This is a genomic window from Piscinibacter lacus (assembly GCF_016735685.1).
Taxonomy (GTDB): domain Bacteria; phylum Pseudomonadota; class Gammaproteobacteria; order Burkholderiales; family Burkholderiaceae_C; genus Aquariibacter; species Aquariibacter lacus.
The window spans coordinates 1,334,934-1,351,790 of sequence record NZ_JAERRA010000001.1 but is presented as its reverse complement, the minus strand read 5'-3'; the positions used below and the strand labels follow the sequence as shown (position 1 = coordinate 1,351,790).

General features: G+C 71.9%; 15 protein-coding genes. 13 read left to right on the top strand and 2 right to left on the bottom strand.

Translation table 11 applies throughout. The annotated features are described in order from the left end of the window. The first annotated feature begins 72 nt into the window (after positions 1-72). The 9 genes from motB (at position 73) to JI742_RS06190 (ending at position 10,405) form a co-directional block, all read left to right on the top strand. Positions 73-1,071: a flagellar motor protein MotB gene (gene motB / locus JI742_RS06230; RefSeq protein WP_201824798.1), complete on the top strand. Its 999-nt coding sequence runs from the start codon at positions 73-75 to the stop codon at positions 1,069-1,071. A gap of 30 nt (positions 1,072-1,101) precedes the next feature. Beyond that, positions 1,102-1,497, top strand: coding sequence for a chemotaxis response regulator CheY (gene cheY / locus JI742_RS06225; RefSeq protein WP_201824795.1), 396 nt, complete (start codon positions 1,102-1,104; stop codon positions 1,495-1,497). A gap of 10 nt (positions 1,498-1,507) precedes the next feature. Further along, a complete protein-coding gene (locus JI742_RS06220) occupies positions 1,508-2,167 on the top strand; it encodes a protein phosphatase CheZ (protein ID WP_236676809.1) in 660 nt (219 codons plus the stop codon). Positions 2,168-2,298: 131 nt separating this feature from the next. Then, positions 2,299-3,447: an EscU/YscU/HrcU family type III secretion system export apparatus switch protein gene (locus JI742_RS06215; RefSeq protein WP_201824793.1), complete on the top strand. Its 1,149-nt coding sequence runs from the start codon at positions 2,299-2,301 to the stop codon at positions 3,445-3,447. A 53-nt stretch (positions 3,448-3,500) separates the two neighbouring features. Then, positions 3,501-5,609: a flagellar biosynthesis protein FlhA gene (flhA, locus tag JI742_RS06210; protein WP_201824792.1), complete on the top strand. Its 2,109-nt coding sequence runs from the start codon at positions 3,501-3,503 to the stop codon at positions 5,607-5,609. After that, a complete protein-coding gene (flhF, locus tag JI742_RS06205) occupies positions 5,606-7,276 on the top strand; it encodes a flagellar biosynthesis GTPase FlhF (RefSeq protein WP_201824791.1) in 1,671 nt (556 codons plus the stop codon). The genes flhA and flhF overlap by 4 nt, the downstream gene beginning before the upstream one ends. Positions 7,277-7,304: 28 nt before the next feature. Then, positions 7,305-8,183, top strand: coding sequence for a flagellar biosynthesis protein (locus JI742_RS06200; RefSeq protein WP_201824790.1), 879 nt, complete (start codon positions 7,305-7,307; stop codon positions 8,181-8,183). A 55-nt stretch (positions 8,184-8,238) separates the two neighbouring features. Further along, on the top strand, positions 8,239-8,952 hold the full coding sequence (locus tag JI742_RS06195) for an RNA polymerase sigma factor FliA (protein ID WP_182662940.1): 714 nt from the start codon (positions 8,239-8,241) through the stop codon (positions 8,950-8,952). A gap of 73 nt (positions 8,953-9,025) precedes the next feature. Further along, entirely contained in the window at positions 9,026-10,405 is a 1,380-nt protein-coding gene (locus JI742_RS06190) for a methyl-accepting chemotaxis protein (RefSeq protein ID WP_201824789.1), read from the top strand. An 85-nt stretch (positions 10,406-10,490) separates the two neighbouring features. Here JI742_RS06190 and JI742_RS06185 read toward each other — a convergent pair whose 3' ends face one another. Next, on the bottom strand, positions 10,491-11,138 hold the full coding sequence (locus tag JI742_RS06185) for an NYN domain-containing protein (RefSeq protein WP_201824788.1): 648 nt from the start codon (positions 11,136-11,138) through the stop codon (positions 10,491-10,493). A gap of 201 nt (positions 11,139-11,339) precedes the next feature. Beyond that, positions 11,340-11,702 carry a flagellar hook-basal body complex protein FliE gene (gene fliE / locus JI742_RS06180; protein WP_201824786.1) on the bottom strand — a complete coding sequence of 121 codons (363 nt, stop codon included), beginning with the start codon at positions 11,700-11,702 and terminating at the stop codon, positions 11,340-11,342. 107 nt (positions 11,703-11,809) lie between these two features. On the opposite strand from fliE, the gene fliF reads away from it, so the two are divergent. Genes fliF through fliI form a run of 4 tightly spaced genes read left to right on the top strand, consistent with a single transcriptional unit; the run spans position 11,810 to position 16,845 of the window. Next, a complete protein-coding gene (gene fliF / locus JI742_RS06175; RefSeq protein WP_201824783.1) occupies positions 11,810-13,534 on the top strand; it encodes a flagellar basal-body MS-ring/collar protein FliF in 1,725 nt (574 codons plus the stop codon). A gap of 41 nt (positions 13,535-13,575) precedes the next feature. After that, a complete protein-coding gene (gene fliG, locus JI742_RS06170) occupies positions 13,576-14,571 on the top strand; it encodes a flagellar motor switch protein FliG (RefSeq protein ID WP_201824781.1) in 996 nt (331 codons plus the stop codon). After that, a complete protein-coding gene (locus JI742_RS06165) occupies positions 14,558-15,388 on the top strand; it encodes a FliH/SctL family protein (RefSeq protein WP_201824780.1) in 831 nt (276 codons plus the stop codon). Before fliG ends, JI742_RS06165 begins: the two co-directional genes overlap by 14 nt. Then, entirely contained in the window at positions 15,385-16,845 is a 1,461-nt protein-coding gene (gene fliI, locus JI742_RS06160; protein ID WP_201824778.1) for a flagellar protein export ATPase FliI, read from the top strand. The genes JI742_RS06165 and fliI overlap by 4 nt, the downstream gene beginning before the upstream one ends. The last annotated feature ends 12 nt before the right edge of the window (positions 16,846-16,857 follow it).

Here is a 16,857-nt window from a genome sequence, read left to right as displayed (position 1 = left end):
GCCGGATCCGCGGCGTCTGCTGGAAGTCGGCCTGGCTTCGCCGGCCGGGTCGATTGAGGTCGGAGGCCTGCCATGGCGGGTGATGCCAAGAAGCTTCAGCCCATCATCATCAAGCGGGTGAAGAAGGGCGGCCATGCGGCGCATGGCGGGGCGTGGAAGATCGCCTATGCCGACTTCGTCACGGCGATGATGGCCTTCTTCCTGCTGATGTGGCTGCTGGGCTCGACGACCGAGGGCGACCGCAAGGGCATCCAGGACTACTTCGCCAACCCGGTGAAGATCTCCATGCTCGGCGGCTCGGGCTCGGGCGATTCGTCCTCCGTCGTCCAGGGCGGCGGCGAGGACCTCAGCCGCCAGGGCGGTCAGGTCAAGCGGGGCGAGACCGAGCAGAAGCGCAGCAGCTACACCCTGGCCAAGCTCGAATCGCTCAAGGCCGAGCAGGCCCAGGCCGAGCAGGCGCGGCTGAAGCTGCTGCGCGACAAGGTCGAGGAGGTGCTGATCGCCAGCCCGCGGCTCACCGAGTTCAAGTCGCAGATCAAGCTCGACCTGACGCGCGACGGCCTGCGCATCCAGATCACCGACGCCCAGAACCGGCCCATGTTCACCAGCGGCAGCGCCACGGTGCAGCCCTATCTGCGCGAGCTGCTGCGCACCCTGGGCGAGGTGCTGGGCGAGGTGCCCAACCGCCTGACGCTGGAGGGCCACACCGATGCCGCGCCCTTCACCGGCGGCGCGGCCGGCTACAGCAACTGGGAGCTTTCGGCCGACCGGGCCAATGCCTCGCGGCGCGAGCTGATCGCCGGCGGCCTGGACGATGGCCGCATCCTGCGGGTGCAGGGCCTGGCCGCCAGCCAGCCCTTCGTGAAGGACGATCCGCTGGCGCCGACCAACCGCCGCATCAGCATCGTGGTGATGAACCGCGAGGCCGAGGACCGCTTCTTCCGCGGGGCCGAGCGCGAGGAGCCGCCGATCGATGTCGACAACGCCCAGCGCCCGCCCGAGGCCGGCGCCCTGATCGATCGCCTGCCGCCCCCCCCGCCCCCTTCAAGTCCGCCGGCCGCCGGCCGATAAGCAGCGAACGCCCCCTCCCCGAGGACGCCCATGAGCACCCCAGAGCTGAAATTCCTGATCGTCGACGACTTCTCGACCATGCGCCGCATCGTGCGTGGCCTGCTCAAGGAGATCGGTTACCAGCAGGCCGAGGAGGCCGAGGACGGCGTCGTGGCCTTGCAGATGCTGCGCAACGGCCACTACGACTTCGTCGTCAGCGACATCAACATGCCCAACATGAACGGCTTCGACCTGCTCAAGGCGGTCAAGGCCGACGAGGCGCTCAAGCACCTGCCGGTGCTGATGGTGACGGCCGAGGCCCGCAAGGAGGACATCGTGCTGGCCGCCCAGATCGGCGCGGCCGGCTACATCGTCAAGCCCTTCACCAAGGCCACGCTGGAGGAGAAGGTGCAGAAGATCATGCAGAAGCTCGCCACCGCGGTCTGAGGAGCAAAGCATGAGCCCCACCACCGCCCTGCCCGCCGAGATGCTGACCCCGCTGCAACCCCAGGGCGCCTCGCCCGAGGTCTACCAGAAGCTCGGCGAACTCACCCGCATGCTGCATGACGCGCTGCACCAGCTCGGCTATGCGCCGCGCCTGCGCGACGTGGCCGACAACCTGCCCGATGCCAAGAGCCGCCTGCAATACATCGCGCAGAAGACGGCCGACGCGGCCAACAAGGTGCTGAACTCGGTCGACCAGGCCAAGGCCGAGCATGAGGCCATCGCCACCCAGACGCGCGACATGGCGCGCCGCATCGTCGCCGACCCGGTCAAGGCCGTGGCCAGCGGCGGGGTGATGAATTTCGTCGGCGAGGTCGAGGCCGCCTCGCAGCGCATCGATGCGCACCTGACCGACATCATGATGGCCCAGGACTTCCACGACCTCACCGGACAGGTCGTGGCCCGGGTGGTGGGCCTGGCCTCGACCATCGAGGACCAGCTCGTCGAGCTGCTCAAGGCCACTGCCCCGGCCGAGCTGGCCGCCGTGCCGCCCCCCGCGCCGCGCGGCGAGACCGGCAGCCTGCAAGGGCCCGTAGTCAACACCGAAGGCCGGACCGACATCGTCCACAGCCAGAGCGAGGTCGACGACCTGCTGGCCAGTCTCGGCTTCTGAGCCTGGACCGGGCCGCGGCCTCGCGCCGCCCGGCCGAGAGCAGGCGATAAGGGCACGGTGCACGCCGCTTATCCGGCGGCGCGCCGCGCGCTGGCTGGGAAGAATCCCCTGCAAAGGGATGCCTTCCAGCCATGGCCCAGAACGACGCACAGGATCGCCATCTCCCCGCCTCGGCGCGCCGGCTCAAGCAGGCGCGCGAGGACGGGCAGGTACCCCGCTCGCGCGACCTCGGCCATGCCCTGGCGGTGGGCGCGGGCTTGCTGCTGGCGCTCGTCCTGCTGCCGCGTGCGCTGGAGCCGCTGTCCGACATCCTCGTCGGCGGCCTGCGCTTCGATGCCCAGAGCCTGCGCACGCCCGGCGTGCTGGAGGCCCGCCTCGGCGCCGCGCTCGGCCAGTTCCTGCAGGCCGTGCTGCCGGTCGGCGCGGCCCTGCTGGCGGTGGCCGTGCTCGGCGGCCTGGCCCTGGGCGGCTGGAACTGGACGCTCAAGCCCCTGCAACCGAAGTTCGACAAGCTCAATCCCCTCACCGGCCTGGTCGGGCTGTTCTCCAGCGACAAGCTGATCGACACGCTCAAGGCCTGCGGCCTGGCCCTGGCCATCGTCACGGTGGCCGGCTTCTTCCTGGCCCAGGGCCTGGAGCGCTTTGCCGGCGCCCTGCAACTGCCGCTGCCGGCCGCGCTGGGCCACCTCGGCGGCCTGCTGCTGCGCGGCCTGGGCGCGGTGCTGGGCCTGCTGCTGCTGTTCGCGCTGGTCGATGCGCCGCTGCAGCACTTCCAGCATGCCAAGCGCCTGCGCATGAGCCATCAGGAAGCCAAGCAGGAACACAAGGAACAGGAAGGCAACCCCGAGGTCAAGGGCCGCCTGCGCCAGTTGATGCGCCAGCGCGCGCAGCAGCGCATGTTCAGCGCGCTGCCGACGGCCGACCTGGTGGTGAGCAACCCGACGCACTATGCAGTGGCGCTGAAGTACGAGGAAGGCTCGGCCGGCGCGCCGCGCATCGTCGCCGTCGGGGCCGACCTGGTCGCGCTGCGCATCCGCAAGGTGGCCGCCGAGCATGGCGTGCCGGTGCTCGAAGCCCCGCCGCTGGCCCGCGCCCTGTGGGCGCATGGCGAGCTCGACCGCGAGATCCCGGTGGCCCTCTATGCCGCCGTGGCCCAGGTGCTGGCCCACGTCTATCAGCTCAAGGCCGCGCTGGCCGGCCAGGCGCCGATGCCCGGCAGCCTGCCGCCGCTGCCGGTGCCGGCCGAGCTGGACCCGCACACCGCCCCCGCGGCCGGCTGAGCCATGCCGCGCCCGCCCCGATGCCCTGACCGTCCCTGCCCGGACCCGCCCCGATGAATCCCGCCCTGCGTCAACTGCAAGCCTGGCTGAGCCCGCAGGCCCGCCTGCTCAGCGGCCTGGCCGCGCCGCTGCTGGTCCTGCTGGTGCTGGCGATGATGGTGCTGCCGCTGCCGGCCTTTGCGCTGGACCTGCTGTTCACCTTCAACATCGCGGTGGCGCTGATGATCATGATGGTCGCGGCCAACATGCTGCGGCCGCTGGACTTCGCGGCCTTCCCGACGGTGCTGCTGTTGTCCACCCTGCTGCGCCTGTCGCTGAACGTGGCCTCCACCCGCATGGTGCTGATGGAAGGCCACACCGGCACCGGCGCCGCCGGCCAGGTGATCGAGAGCTTCGGCCATGTGCTGATCGGCGGGAACTTCGCGGTCGGCCTGGTCGTGTTCGCCATCCTGGTGGTCATCAACTTCATGGTGGTGACCAAGGGCTCGGAGCGCATCGCCGAAGTCAGCGCGCGCTTCACGCTGGACGCGATGCCGGGCAAGCAGATGGCCATCGATGCCGACCTGAATGCCGGCCTGATCGACGAGAAGGAGGCCAAGCGCCGCCGCGCCGAGGTGGGCGAGGAGGCGGAGTTCTTCGGCTCGATGGACGGCGCCAGCAAGTTCGTGCGTGGCGATGCCATCGCCGGCATCCTGATCCTCTTCATCAACATCATCGGCGGCATGCTGATCGGCATGATCCAGCACGGCCTGTCGGCCGGCGAGGCGGCCGACAACTACATCCTGCTGGCCATCGGCGATGCGCTGGTCGCGCAGATTCCCGGCCTGTTGATCTCGGTGGCCGCGGCCATGGTGGTCTCGCGCGTGGGCAAGGGCGAGGATGTCGGCCAGCAGATCGTCGGCCAGATGTTCCGCAGCGCGAAGTCGATCGGCGTGGCCGCCGGCGTGATCGGCACCCTGGGCCTGATCCCCGGCATGCCGCACCTGGTCTTCCTGCTGATGGCCGCCGGCCTGGGCACCCTGGCCTGGGCACAGCAGCGCCGCGCGGCCGAGGCGCGCGCCGCCGCGGCCGCCACGCCGGCCGAGGAGATCAAGCCGCTCGACCCCAATGCCGAGGCGAGCTGGGACGACCTGCAACCCGTCGACACCCTGGGCCTGGAGCTGGGCTTCCGCCTGATCCAGCTCGTCGACAAAGCCCGCGGCGGCGAGCTGCTCGGCCGGATCAAGGGCGTGCGGCGCAAGTTCGCGCAGGACGTGGGCTTCCTGCCGCCGCCCGTGCACATCCGCGACAACCTGGAGCTGCGCCCCGGCGCCTACCGCCTGACCCTGCGCGGCGCGGTGATCGGCGAGGGCGAGGCCTATCCCGCCATGCTGCTGGCGATCAACCCGGGCGGCGCGCAGACGCCGCTGATCGGCACCCGCACTAGCGACCCGGCCTTCGGCCTGCCTGCGGTCTGGATCGACGAGGGCCAGCGCGAAGCAGCACAAATGGCCGGCTACACCGTCGTTGATTGCTCGACCGTGGTGGCCACCCACCTTTCACACTTGATGCAAACCCAGGCCGCCCGCCTGCTGGGCCGCAGCGAGACGCTGGCCCTGGTCGAGCACCTGGGCCGCCTGGCCCCCAAAGTCATCGAAGACGTGATCCCCAAGATGGTCCCGATCGCCACGCTCCAGAAACTGCTGCAACTGCTGCTGGAAGAAGGGGTGCACATCCGCGACATGCGCTCCATCGTCGAGACGGTGGCCGAGCATGTCGGCGCCAACAGCAGCCTGGCCACCGACCCCGCCGAGCTGGCGCGGCGCGTGCGCATCGCCCTGGCGCCGGCCATCGTCCAGCAGATCTACGGCCCGGTGAAGGAGCTGGACGTGATCGCCATCGAGCCCGAGCTGGAGCGCCTGCTGGCCCAGGCCCTGGGCGGCGGCAACGGGCCGATGCTGGACCCCGGCGTGGCCGATGCGCTGAGCCGCGGCGCCGCCGACAGCGCCAAGCGCCAGGAGAACCTGGGCCATCCCGCCTGCCTGCTGGTGCCCGACGCGATCCGCGTGCCGGTGGCCCGGCTGCTGCGCCGCGCCGCGCCGCGGCTGAAGGTGCTGGGCCACAGCGAGATCCCTGAAACCCATTCCATCCGTATCGGTTCCGTCATCGGAGGCACCGCATGAACGTCCAGCGCTACACCGGCCGCAGCTCCCGCGAGGCCATGCAGAAGATGCGCGCCGCGCTGGGCGAGGAGGCCGTCGTCCTCTCCACCCGCCAGACGAGCCAGGGCGTCGAGATGCTGGCCATGGCCCCCCAGGCCCTGGCCGCCGCCCACCGGCTGGCCGCGCAGGCCGATGCGGCCGAGCCGCATGCGCCGGCTGCCCCGGCCCCGGCCGCGGGCGACGAGGTTACCCAGGATGTGCAGAAGCTGGCGATGAGCACCCTGTCCTTCCAGGACTATGTGCGTGAACGCCTGCTGCGCAAGCGCCAGGCGGCCCTGCAGCCGCCCGCCGCGGCAGCGCCGGCCAGCCCGGCGCAGGCCCGGCCCGAGGCCGCAGCCCGCCCGCCCGCCGCCCCAAGGCCCAGCCCCGCAGCGGCCCCGGCCAGCCCGCCCGCCGCGCGCCGCATGCCGGCTGCTGCCGAGGCCCAGGACCGGTCCGAAGCCAGCCCCCGCCGCACCCCGGCCGCAGCCGGCTCATCCGATGAGCCGCATGCCGCCGGCGCCCGCCGCGCCCCGCCGGCCCCGCCCGAGCGCCTGCCCCTGCTGGCCGATCCGGTCGACATGGCCGTGCATGCGGTGGAGCAGCGCGTCGCGCGCCGCCGGGTCGCGGCCATCACGCCCGAGCCGGCGCCGGCCGAAGCCGCCCGCCCGGCTGCGCCGAGCAGCGGCGAGTCGGCCATGATCCATGAGCTGCGCGCGATGAAGGGCCTGATCGAGGAACGCTTCGGTGCCCTGGCCTTCATGGAGCGCCTGCAGCGCCATCCGGCCCAGGCCCGCCTGACCCAGCGCCTGCTGGACTGCGGCTTCTCGACCGCGCTGATCCGCAAGCTCGTCGATGCCCTGCCCGCCACCCCGGCCGAGGCCGACGAGATCGGCTGGGCCAGCGGCGTGCTCGAATGCAATCTGCTGACCGGCGAGCGCGAGGCCGCGCTGGAGGAGCAGGGCGGCATCTATGCCCTGATCGGCTCGACCGGCGTCGGCAAGACCACCTCCACCGCCAAGCTGGCCGCGGCCTTCGCCACCCGCCACGGCGCCTCGCAGCTCGGCCTGATCACGCTCGACGCCTACCGCGTCGGCGCGCAGGAGCAACTGCGCAGCTACGGCCGCATCCTCGGCGTGCCGGTGCACACCGCGCACGACCGCGCCTCGCTGGAAGACCTGCTCGACCTGCTCTCGGCCAAGAAGATGGTGCTGATCGACACGGCCGGCGTGGCCCAGCGCGACAGCCGCACCCATGAGCTGCTGGAGATGGTGGCGCATGCCTCGATCCGCCGCGTGCTCGTGCTCAATGCCTCGGCCCAGGGCGAGACGCTGGAGGACGTGGTGCAGCGCTACCGCAGCGCGCGGGTGGAGGGCGTGGTGCTGAGCAAGCTCGACGAAGCCGTCAAGCTCGCCCCCGCGCTCGATGCCCTGATCCGCCACCGCATGAAGGTGCTGGCCATCGCCAACGGCCAGCGCGTGCCGGAGGACTGGCACCGCCTGAGCGCGCAGGCCCTGGTGCAGCGCGCGCTGCGCGGCGGCGGCAGCCCGGCCTGGCGCTTCGACAGCGGCGAGATGAACCTGGTCTTCGCCGCGCCGCTGCCGGCACGCGAACCGGCCTCGCGCCTGTTCAAGCCGCCCGTCCGCTGAAGCCCGCTGCCCTGCCGAGGACCCTGCCGTGAGCGCCTCCGCCCGCATGCCCGAAGACCAGGCCGCCGGCCTGCGCCGCCGCTTCGCGGCGCCGACCCTGCGCATCCTGCCGGTGATCGCCAACCCGGCCCTGGCCTGGGGCGGCCTGCTGCTTGAACGCTTGGCCGGCGCCGCCGCCCTGCTCGACCGCCGCACCCTGGTCGTCGATGCCGGCCTGCATGCCCGCGAGCCGGGCGAGCTGGCCCGCTTCGACCTGGCCGAGGCGATCGAGCCGCTCGACCGCCACCTGGCCTATCTGGCCGCGCGCGGCCTGCCGCAGCAGCATGTCGATGCGGGGGGCTCGACCGAGGCCTTCCTCGACGCCCTGGCCGAGGCCGCACCCGAGGCCGAGCTGATCCTGCTGCATGCCCCCGCCGCCGACCTGGCCCGGCTCTTCGGCCGCGCCGTGCGCGACGGCCGCGCGCCCCTGCTGCGCCCGCTGGTGCTGTGCGATGAATCGGGCGCGGCGCTGACCGAAGCCTATGCCGCGCTCAAGCTGCTGGCCCTGCGCGCCGGCCTGCGCACGCACGAGCTGCTGCTCGCCGCAGCGCCCGGCTCGCGGCTGGCGCCGCGCATCGCCGCCAGCCTGGCGCGCTGCGCCGACGGCTTCCTGGGCGGCGTGCAGCAGCACTGGATGGGCATCGACCCGGCCGAGCCCCCCGAGCAGCCGCCCGCCCCGGCCCTGGTGCAGCGCCTGGAGGCGCTGATGGCCTGCGCCTATGCGCCGCCGGTCGGCGAGGCCACGCGGCGACGCGCCGAGCCGCAGGGCCGCCCGGTGCTGGCCCCGCTGCCGGCCCTGGCCCGCGAAGCCGGTCCGCCCCCTGCCCCGCGGGCCGCACCCGCCGCCCGCCATCACGCGATGCGCTGAGACCGCCATGAGCCCCTTTGCCTCGCCCTCCCGCAGCCCCACCCCCGCCGCCGCCATGTACACCGCCACCGGTCGCCCCGACACGAATGCGGTGCTGCGGCAGTACAGCCCGCTGGTGCGCCGCCTGGCGCACCAGATGATCGCCAAGCTGCCGGCCAATGTGCAGCTCGACGACCTGATCCAGGCCGGCATGATCGGCCTGGCCGATGCCTCCCAGCGCTTCGACCTGGCGCAGGGCGTGCAATTCGAGACCTTCGCCAGCCAGCGCATCCGCGGCGCCATGCTCGACGAGCTGCGCGGCAGCGACTGGGCCAGCCGCGGCACCCGCAAGAGCCAGCGCGAGATCGAGACCGCGGTGCAGCAGCTTGAGCACCGCCTCGGCCGCGCGCCGCAGGAAAGCGAGATTGCCGCGGCCATGGGCCTGTCGCTGACCGACTACCAGGGCCTGCTCGGCAAGGTGCGCGGCACCCAGCTCGTGCACCTGGAGGACATGAGCGGCGACGAGGGCGACGAGGACTTCCTCGACCGCCACGTGCCCGACAGCGGCGAGACGCCGATGAGCCGCCTGCAGGACCGCCGCATGCGCGAGGCCCTGGTCCAGGCCATCGAGCAACTGCCCGAGCGCGAGAAGCTGGTGATGAGCCTGTACTACGAGCAGGACCTGAACCTCAAGGAAATCGCCGCCATCCTGGGCGTGACCGAGAGCCGCGTCTGCCAGTTGCACAGCCAGAGCATCGCCCGGCTGCGCGTGAAGATGCGCGAGCACTGAGCCGGCCCCCCTGTCCACGGCCCGGCCCGCGCCGGACTGAAACCCACTCACCGCCCAGACCCCGAGGCCGAGCATGCTGACCCCCTTTCTTCAACGCTTCGGACGCCGGTCCGCCGCCCAGGTCAGCCTGGTCGAGCCCGGCGCCGCCAGCCCGCCACGCGAGGTCGCCGAGCTGCGCTCGGCCGTCACCTCCATCGCCAAGCTGGCCTCGCGGCTCGGCCAGGACGCGGCGCAAGTGCGCGGCGAAATCGACGATGCCGCCCGCGTCGGCCAGCAGGGCGCCAGCGCCGTGCAGGCCCTGGGCGTGCAGGTGCGCGAGGTGCAGGCCTCGCAGGCCGGTATCGCCAGCACCACCGAGGCCAGCCATGCCGCGGTCGGCCGTGCGCGCCATGCGGTCGAGCAGGTCGGGCAGGAGGTGGCCGCCATCGTCGACACGCTGCGCCATGTCTCCGACGCTGCCGGGCAGATCACGCAGATCGCCTTGCAGACGCGGCTGGTCGCCTTCAATGCCAGCGTCGAGGCCAAGCGCGCTGGCGAGGCCGGCCGCGGCTTTGGCGTGGTGGCCGATGCGGTCAAGGATCTTTCGGCCCAGGTCGAGACCTCGTCCAAGGCCATCTTCAGCACCGTGGCCGAGCTGGACCAGCGCATCGGCGCCCTGGCCCGCGAGATCCAGACCCGCGAGGGTCAGAAGGCCGCCAGCCAGGGCGCCTTCCACCGCGCGCTGGCCGAGGTCGAGGACGGCGTCGGCCGCATCGGCGAGGCCGCCGCCGAAAGCCGCAGCATCTGCACCCGGCTGGCCGAGCAGATGGGCGGCATCGAGCGCGAGATGCAGCAGGCGGTGAGCACCCTGGGCCAGGCCAACCAGCGCAGCGAAGCCTTCCTCAAGGCCGGCGAGTCGCTGATCGAGCTGGTCGCCGACTGCGGCGTGGAGACCGAGGACAGCCCCTTCATCCGCGCCGCGCAGCAGGCCGCCGGCGAGATTGCCGAGGCGCTGGAGGATGCCCTTGTCCGCGGCGAGCTCAGCGAGGCCCAGCTCTGGGACGAGGCCTACCGCCCGGTCGAGGGCAGCAACCCGCTGCAGCATCTGACGGCCTACAACGCGGTCAGCGACCGGCTCTTCCCGGCCGTCCAGGAGCGTTTTCTCGCGCTGGATCCGAAGGTGGTGTTCTGCATCGCGACCGACCGCAACGGCTACATCCCGACGCACAACCGCATCTACTGCCAGCCGCAGCGCGCCGGCGACGTCACCTGGAACACGGCCAACAGCCGCTGGCGCCGCATCTTCAACGACCGCACCGGCCTGGCCAGTGCCCGCAACACCCGGCCCTTCCTGCTCCAGACCTACCGCCGCGACATGGGCGGCGGCCACTTCGTGCTGCTCAAGGAAGCGGCGGCGCCCATCGTCGTGCGCGGCCGGCACTGGGGCGGCATGCGGATGGCGTTTAAGTTCTGAGAAGCACGGCGCCCCGTCCAGACTCCCTGCGAATGGGAACCGGCGGGAGCCTATCGGCCCCCGTCGGGATGATGTCGGCTCGCGACTAAACGGCCGCTATCTCAGCCCCGGACCTGGGCCGATCAACCTCAAGCACCAGATCACTGTGCTCAAGCATGGCGGGCCGAACACGGCGGCCAAGGGCACACAGGAAAACCTGGACACCCTCCCGACGGGCAAACTTCATTGCAGGGACGAAATCGCTATCGCCTGACACCAGGACGATGCACTGCACGTGCTGCTTGAGCGTCAGTGCGGCGATATCCATCCCGATGCGCATGTCTACGCCCTTTTGCGTGATGCGGGGCTTGATCTGCGCAGCCGTGACCGTGAGGGCCTCGGTCGTGGCGGCTTCCAGCGCCTTGGGGTCCACCTGCCAGCCGTTGAGCGCAGTCTCGCCCATTCGCAACGAAAAGAATGGAAGGCGCTTCAGCTCGTCGAACAAGGCTTTGGATTCCGAAGCCACCGGGCTGCGCCCAAACTCGACCAAGCCACCTTGCAGCGGCATCGTCCGCGAGCCTTCAAGGGGCGTTGCGTCGTAGAAGTAGACCCGGTGCAGGAGGCGATCCCGCAGCGCGACATGGCCCGCTAGGGTCTCAACCAGGCGCTGAAAGCTGGCTGCGTCGGCGGCCACACGGGTCCGCAGGGCACGCCGGGCGAATCCGCCGTCGATCAAGATGGCGTAGCGGTGCATGCCTGGCTGTCTTCAGAGACCCAACAAACCGACCCAAAAAATTGGCCGCCAGACGGGTCGGAGGTCAAGCCTCCTGTTACATGTCACCCGAAAGGCAGCCGTTTTTGATGACTCAAAGTTTGCCATATCGGCGTCCCATCGCGGGGCGTAAGCACTGGATCCGCAAATCCTGCCGCACGCGACCGGTGCCGGCAGTGCCCTTCAGACCTGCATGTTCATCACGTCTGAGTAAGCCTGGACCAGCTTGTTGCGCACGGTGAGTGCGGCCTGGAAGCCGATCTGCGCCTTCTGCATCGCGACCATGGTCTGCTCCAGGCTGACCGTGGGGTTGCCGAGCTGCACTTCGCGCTGCAGGCCGCCGGCTTCGAGCTGGGCCTGACTGACCTGGCGCAGGGCCAGGCGGAAGCTGTCCTGGAAGCTGGGCGGGGCACTGGCGGCCGGGGCCTCGCCCGCGGTCGCGGCGGCGCTTTCGCGGAGCTTGGCCGCGACACGATCCGCGACCTGCGACATGCCCGCCCGGGCCGCGGCCTGGGCGAAGTCGAAGGGCTTGAGCTTGACGTCCATGCTGCGCATTGTGCGGAGCAGGCCGGCCCGCGATGGCGGGAACTGCCCCGCTTCGGCGCGACTGTTCCCCGCATGTGCCAACGGCCCCGCCGGAACAATCCCCAGCCATGGAGACTGCCCTGGCTGCTGCCAACCCGATGCCGCTAGGCGGCACCCCCAACGCCAGCCCGCCCGGCCTGCTTCAGCGCCTGGGCACGCTGCCGCCGGGCCGCAAGTGGATGCTGGGCGGCGGCGTGCTGGCCTTGCTGGCCCTGGCCCTGCTGCTGGGCACGGCGGGCAGCCGGCCGGACTACAAGGTGCTCTACGCCAACCTGTCGGACAAGGACGGCGGCGCCATCCTGGCCCAGCTCTCGCAGATGGGCGTGCCCTACAAGCATGCCGACGGCGGCGCGGCCATCCTGGTGCCCGCGGACAAGGTGCATGACGTGCGGCTCAAGCTGGCTTCGGCCGGCCTGCCCAAGGGCTCGATCGTCGGCTTCGAGCTGATGGACAGCGCGCGCTTCGGCCAGACCCAGTTCCAGGAGCGGCTCACCTTCCAGCGCGGTCTGGAGGGCGAGCTGACCCGCTCGATCTCGGCCCTCTCGGCCGTGCAGGCCGCCCGCGTGCACCTGGCCCTGCCCAACCAGAACGGCTTCTTCCGCGCCCAGCAAAAGCCCAGCGCCAGCGTGCTGCTGACCCTGCATGCCGGCCGCATGCTGGACCGGGCGCAGATCGCCGGCATCGTGCACCTGGTCAGCGCCAGCGTGCCGGAGATGACGCCGCAGTCGGTCAGCGTGCTGGACCAGAGCGGCGCCCTGCTGTCCGACCCGCCCGAGGGCAGCCCCGCGCCCGGCCTGGACGCGCAGCAGCTCCAGTACGTGCAGCAGATCGAGCGCAGCTATGCCCAGCGCATCAACGAGCTGCTGGAACCGGTGGTCGGCCGCGACAACCTGCGTGCCACCGTGACGGCCGAGGTCGACTTCTCCGAGACCGAGGCCACCTCCGAGGAATTCCGTCCCAACCAGGGCGAGAAGGCCGCGCCCGCGGTACGCAGCCAGCAGACCCTGGAGACCGGCCCGGGCGGCGCGACCGCCGTGCCCACCGGCGTGCCGGGCGCGGCCAGCAACCAGCCGCCGACGCCGGCCTCGGCCCCCGTCAACGGCCCGGCTCAGACCCTGGCCGGCGCCAGCACCGGCAGCACCGGCGGCAACGGCCGGCGCGAATCGACGGTGAACTACGAGATCGACCGCACCGTGCGCGTGACGCGCGGCGCCAGCGGCCAGGTGCGGCGCGTGAATGCGGCCGTGGTGGTCAACCACCGCAGCGTGACCGATGCCAAGGGCAAGACGACGAGCCAGCCGCTCAGCGACGAGGAGCTGGAGAAGCTGACCGCGCTGGTGCGCGAGAGCGTGGGCTTCAATGCCGAGCGCGGCGATTCGGTGAAGGTGGTCAATGCGCCCTTCCGCATCACCGCGCCCGAAGCCGAGCCCGAGATCCCGCTGTGGCAGCAACCCGAGCTGCAAGAGCTGGTGCGCAGCCTGGCCTTGCCGGTGGGCATCGCGCTGCTGGCGCTGATCATCGTCTTCGGTGCGATCCGCCCGGCGCTGAAGGCGGCGCGGCCGGTCGAGCGGCCGGCCGGCCCGCGGCTGGACACCGTGGTTGACGACGTCGGCACCCTGCCGATGCCCGGCGGCGAGGCCGCGGTCGCGCTGGGCGGCCCGTCGGCCCAGGGCCTGCCGGCGCTGGAGGCCCCGGCCACCGACCGGCGGCTCGACCAGGCCCGCACCCTGGCGCGCGAGAACCCGGCCGCGGTGGCCACCATCATGCGCCAGTGGGTCAGCAAGGACGCCTGAGTCCGCATCCCCCCGAACACGCCCCCACACCCTCACCCACCATGGACGACCAGGGACTGGAAGACGCCGCGATCCTGCTGATGTCGCTCGGCGAAGAGGAAGCGGCCGAGGTCTTCCGCCATCTCTCGCCGAAGGAAGTGCAGCGCCTGGGCGAGACCATCGCCCGCATGAAGACCGTGCCGCGCGACCGGGTCGAGACGGTGCTGCAGCGCTTCACCGACGATGCGGCCGACACCACGCTGCTCGTCAACGACACCGACGAATACGTCAAGAGCGTGCTGCGCAAGGCCCTGGGCGAGGACAAGGCCAACTTGCTGATCGACCGCATCCTGCAGGGCGGCGATGTCTCGGGCATCGAGAGCCTGAAGTGGATGGACCCGGGCTCGGTGGCCGAGCTGCTGCGCAACGAGCATCCGCAGATCGTCGCGGCCATCCTCGTGCACCTGGAGTTCGACCAGGCCTCCGAGGTGCTCAAGCAGTTCAGCGAGCGCCAGCGCAACGAGGTGATGGTGCGGGTGGCCACGCTCGACGGCATCCAGCCCAGCGCGCTCAAGGACCTCAACGAGGTCATGAGCAAGGTGCTGGCCGGCGGCGAGCGGACCAAGAAGTCCTCGATGGGCGGGGTCAAGACGGCCTCGGAAATCATCAACATGATGGGCTCCAGCGTCGAGACCTCGGTGCTGGACTTCATCCGCACGGCCGACCCGGACCTGGCGCAGAAGATCATGGACAACATGTTCACCTTCGACGACCTGATGAAGGTCGACGACCGGGGCATCCAGGCCCTGCTCAAGGAGGTGCAGAGCGAGTCGCTGGTCATCGCGCTCAAGGGCGCCACGGCCGAGCTGCGCGAGCGCATCTTCGCCAACATGTCCAGCCGCGCGGCCGAGACGCTGCGCGAGGACCTGGAGTCGCGCGGCCCGGTGCGCCTGTCCGAAGTCGAGGCCGAGCAGAAGGAAATGCTGAAGATCGTCCGCCGCCTGGCCGACGAAGGCCAGATCGTGCTGGGCGGAGGCGGCGACGATGCCTTCGTCTGATTTCAAGCCGCAGCCCCTGGGCCGGCCGGCCGGCGCGGCGGCGGCGCCCGAAGCCGCACCGCCGCGCGACGAGGCCGCTGCCGCCCGGGCGCACCGCCGCCTGCACCAGCATCCGCCCGAGCCCACGCCGACGCCCGGCGCGCGCGAGCCCTATGCCCGCTTCATCCCGCGCGAAGAGCTGCGCAGCTTTAGCGCCTGGCGGCCGGGCCAGCTTGGCCCCACGCCACCCGAGCCGCCCGAGCCCGAGGCCCCGCCGCCCGACCTGGAGGCCGAGCGCGCCCAGGCCCGCGCCCAGGGCCGCCAGGAGGGCTATGCCGATGGCTACCGCGACGGCCTGGTCGCGCTGGAGGGCTTCAAGCAGCGCTATGCCCAGCAGCTCACCGCGCCGCTGGTGGCGCTGACGCAGCAGTACGGCGAGCAGCTCGATGCCCTGCAGGCCCTGCTGGCCGAGCAGGTGGCCGACATTGCCGTGGCCCTGGCCCGCGAGGTGGTGCGCGACCGCGTGGCCCGGCAGCCCGAGCTGCTGGTGCAGGTGGCCCAGGAGGCGCTGGACGCCACCCTGGGCTCGGCCCGCCAGATCGTGATGCGCGTGCACCCCGACGAGCTGCCGCGCGTGGCCGAGGGCGTCGGCGAGGCCCTGGCCGCCCGCGGTGCCCGGCTGCAGGCCGATCCGCAGATCGCCCGCGGCGGCTGCCGGGTCGACAGCGAGCTGGGCAGCGTCGATGCCAGCCTGGCCGCGCGCTGGGCCCGGGCCGTGGCCAATCTGGGCCGCGAGACGCCCTGGGTCGAGCCGGCCGTGGACGGGGCGAGCGCATGAAGCCCGATCCCTTCGAGCCCGGCAGCGCGCCGGCCGCGCCGCAGCCCGCCCGCCCGGCACCGGCTCTGCCGCCCGGCTGGGCGCGCTACCTCAGCGACCTGCGCAGCTTCGCCGCCAGCCCGGCGCCGCTGGCCGTGCATGGCAGCCTGGTGCGGGTGGCCGGCCTGGTGCTGGAGGCCGCCGGCCTGCGGGTGCCGGTCGGCTCGGTCTGCCAGCTGCATCCCGAAGGCCAGGCGCCGGTGCTGGCCGAGGTGGTCGGCTTCGCCGGCGACCGGGCCTATCTGATGCCGACCGGCGAGGTGCATGGCCTGGCCAGCGGCGCGCGGGTCGAGCCGCTGGCCGTGCCGGTGCAGCCGCCGCACCTGGGCCAGCCCAGCCACCCCTGGCGGCGCATCGAGGACCGCAGCCGCCACCTGCCGGTGGGCCCCGGCCTGCTCGGCCGCGTGGTCGACCCCGAGGGCCTGCCCATGGACCGGCGCGGCCCCATCGCCGACGTGCACGACGAGCCGCTGCTGCGCCGCCCCATCAATGCCATGGACCGCGACCCGGTGCGCCTGCCGCTGGACACCGGCGTGCGCGCGATCAACGCCATGCTCACTGTCGGCCGGGGGCAGCGCATCGGCCTCTTCGCCGGCTCGGGCGTCGGCAAGTCGGTGCTGCTGGGGATGATGGCGCGCTACACCGCGGCGGATGTGATCGTCGTCGGCCTGATCGGCGAGCGCGGCCGCGAGGTCAAGGAATTCATCGAGGACATCCTGGGCGAGGAGGGACTCAAGCGCAGCGTGGTGGTGGCGGCGCCGGCCGATGCGCCGCCCCTGCTGCGCATGCAGGGTGCCACCTATGCCACCGCGATCGCCGAGCACTTCCGCGACCAGGGCCGCCATGTGCTGCTGCTGATGGACAGCCTGACCCGCTACGCCATGGCGCAGCGCGAGATCGCCCTGGCCATCGGCGAGCCGCCCGCCACCAAGGGCTATCCGCCGAGCTGCTTCGCCAAGCTGCCAGGCCTGGTCGAGCGCAGCGGCAACGGCCTGCCGGGCGGTGGCTCGATCACCGCCTTCTACACGGTGCTCAGCGAAGGCGACGACCAGCAGGACCCGATCGCCGACGCCGCCCGCGCCATCCTCGACGGCCACATCGTCCTGAGCCGCGAGCTGGCCGAGGGCGGCCACTACCCGGCCATCGACATCGAGCGCTCGGCCTCGCGGGTCATGCACAACGTGGCGGGCAAGGCGCATCTGGAGGCGGCGCGTGTGTTTCGCCAGCGCTGGTCGCGGCTGTCGAAGGCGCGCGACCTGATCCAGCTCGGCGCCTACCAGCCCGGCCACGATGCCGAGCTGGACCTTGCCGTCAAGCAGGCCGAGCCGATGCGCGCGCTGCTGCAACAGGACATGCAGGCCGGCGCGCCGCTGGCCGACAGCATCGGCGCCCTGCAGCACCTGGCCGCCAGCCGCTGAGCCATCCCCCAT

Bases quoted from the DNA above. Each gene is read 5' to 3' on its own strand.
- fliG (WP_201824781.1), top strand. From the start codon at position 13,576: ATGGACGACCAGGGACTGGAAGACGCCGCGATCCTGCTGATGTCGCTC.
- motB (WP_201824798.1), top strand. From the start codon at position 73: ATGGCGGGTGATGCCAAGAAGCTTCAGCCCATCATCATCAAGCGGGTG.
- JI742_RS06190 (WP_201824789.1), top strand. From the start codon at position 9,026: ATGCTGACCCCCTTTCTTCAACGCTTCGGACGCCGGTCCGCCGCCCAG.
- JI742_RS06185 (WP_201824788.1), bottom strand. From the start codon at position 11,138: ATGCACCGCTACGCCATCTTGATCGACGGCGGATTCGCCCGGCGTGCC.
- JI742_RS06165 (WP_201824780.1), top strand. From the start codon at position 14,558: ATGCCTTCGTCTGATTTCAAGCCGCAGCCCCTGGGCCGGCCGGCCGGC.
- cheY (WP_201824795.1), top strand. From the start codon at position 1,102: ATGAGCACCCCAGAGCTGAAATTCCTGATCGTCGACGACTTCTCGACC.
- JI742_RS06195 (WP_182662940.1), top strand. From the start codon at position 8,239: ATGTACACCGCCACCGGTCGCCCCGACACGAATGCGGTGCTGCGGCAG.
- flhA (WP_201824792.1), top strand. From the start codon at position 3,501: ATGAATCCCGCCCTGCGTCAACTGCAAGCCTGGCTGAGCCCGCAGGCC.
- JI742_RS06215 (WP_201824793.1), top strand. From the start codon at position 2,299: ATGGCCCAGAACGACGCACAGGATCGCCATCTCCCCGCCTCGGCGCGC.
- fliI (WP_201824778.1), top strand. From the start codon at position 15,385: ATGAAGCCCGATCCCTTCGAGCCCGGCAGCGCGCCGGCCGCGCCGCAG.
- JI742_RS06220 (WP_236676809.1), top strand. From the start codon at position 1,508: ATGAGCCCCACCACCGCCCTGCCCGCCGAGATGCTGACCCCGCTGCAA.
- fliE (WP_201824786.1), bottom strand. From the start codon at position 11,702: ATGGACGTCAAGCTCAAGCCCTTCGACTTCGCCCAGGCCGCGGCCCGG.
- fliF (WP_201824783.1), top strand. From the start codon at position 11,810: ATGGAGACTGCCCTGGCTGCTGCCAACCCGATGCCGCTAGGCGGCACC.
- flhF (WP_201824791.1), top strand. From the start codon at position 5,606: ATGAACGTCCAGCGCTACACCGGCCGCAGCTCCCGCGAGGCCATGCAG.